General features: G+C 39.8%; 1 protein-coding gene. It reads left to right on the plus strand.

All coding sequences use genetic code 11. The features are described 5' to 3' along the window. Nucleotides 1–495 precede the first annotated feature (495 nt). Nucleotides 496–1,410 carry a flagellin N-terminal helical domain-containing protein gene (locus OCI93_RS20830; protein WP_261595510.1) on the plus strand — a complete coding sequence of 305 codons (915 nt, stop codon included), beginning with the start codon at nt 496–498 and terminating at the stop codon, nt 1,408–1,410. Nucleotides 1,411–1,751 lie beyond the last annotated feature (341 nt).

The following is a 1,751-nucleotide window of genomic DNA, read 5'->3' on the forward strand; positions in this document are numbered from 1 at the left end:
AGGCCATAACTTAAATTTAACACTAGAAAAGTTCGGGCAATTCTAGTGTGTACTCACAACAAGCTTTATCAAAGCAAGTTTAATGCCAAAATAAAAGTCGTTATTTTGGCTCTTTCCTTTTAGCGCACTATTTTATCTAACTAGTGCTGCTCGCTCAGTTCAAACCAAGGTTTCAACTGCTTTGTCATTCTTAACTGACATAAACCATCATGCGACATTGCTCATTTCGCGTCTTGAAAACCTCATTTGGACAAAGCTCATACCTTAAGATGCAATATGATCCAGATTATCCGCCAAAGCAGGCAAAATGTGTCCGCATTCGGCGGCAAAAGTATTACCTAGAAATATGTGTATAATCTAACCAGTTATTTTGGGCGTCATTTTTTTGTTTTAAAAATTGCTACCTGTTTGATTTATTGTTGTTTTTATATTTTGGTATGTATTTTGCTTTATTTTGTTTAGAGACTTAAACTGATAACAAGATAGAGGTACATGATGGCCTTATACGTAAATACCAATGTGTCTAGCTTAAATGCACAAAGACAGCTAATGAAATCTGGAAATGAACTAGATACTGCTTTTCAACGTCTATCTTCAGGTCTGCGTATTAACAGTGCTAAAGACGATGCGGCAGGGCTGCAGATTTCAGACCGTCTAACCAGTCAAATTAATGGTTTGACGCAAGGTAACCGAAATGCAAATGATGGTATTTCATTAGCGCAAACAGCGGAAGGTGCGCTGGACGAAATGACCAGTATGTTTCAGCGTATTAGAACTTTGGCTGCGCAAGCTGCGAATGGGTCAAATACCCAATCAGATAGAGCGGCGCTACAACTTGAACTTAGGCAGCTGGGTACGGAGATCAACCGTATCGCAGGGGATACAACGTTTGGTGGTAGAAATCTCTTAGATGGGTCATTCAATGCGGAATTTCAGGTTGGGGCAGATGCGAACCAAACAATCAGTATGACGATGACGTCAATTGCAGCGGCAACGGGTGGCACAGTTTCTATCAATAACTTTACGGTTAGCGGCTTAGCGGCAGCAGCCAGTCTTGTATCGGGTGTATCAGTGGGAGCGGATAATGCATTCGCCAATGCCAGTGGCTTATCATTTACATCAGTTGGTGAGGCACAAGATATTCTCGCTTCGGTAGACGCGATGATTGGAGCGATAGATGCGAAACGAGCTCAGTTGGGTGCTGCGCAGAACCGATTCTCATCGACCATTCGTAACCAAACCAACATTATTGAAAATGTATCAGCAGCGCGTTCGCGAATTAAAGATGCAGATTTTGCGGCAGAGACTGCGGCATTGACAAAAGCACAGATTTTACAGCAAGCCAGTAGTACCATTTTAGGTCAGGCTAATCAGCGACCTCAATCGGCGCTGTCATTACTACAAGGCTAATGATATCCACTCAGCTTAGTTTTAAGGAAAGCGTCTTAATGAGACGCTTTTTTGCTTTTTAGATAAAGTGTATCTATAAATATATTTTTTCCATTTTAAAGTTAGTATCTTCAATGGGATAGAGAGCATTAGAGTGTAAGTTTTATACTCGGATTGAATTTTTGTTTGTAGTTTGGTGATGTAAATAAAGTATTTAAAAACATAAAGATAAAAAAATATTAAAAAATAGCTAAAGGATTTTCTGGTAAGCCCGATAACTTAAGTATCAAAGCTTGAGAGTAAAATTGACTCAAAGAGCAACAGTATTAAGTTTAGCGTAAACACAGGGTTTACCGCAGGAG

Source organism: Pseudoalteromonas holothuriae, assembly GCF_945859825.1.
Classification (GTDB): Bacteria; Pseudomonadota; Gammaproteobacteria; order Enterobacterales; family Alteromonadaceae; genus Pseudoalteromonas; species Pseudoalteromonas holothuriae.

Coding starts and splice junctions, on each gene's coding strand:
- OCI93_RS20830 (WP_261595510.1), top strand. CDS start 496: ATGGCCTTATACGTAAATACCAATGTGTCTAGCTTAAATGCACAAAGA.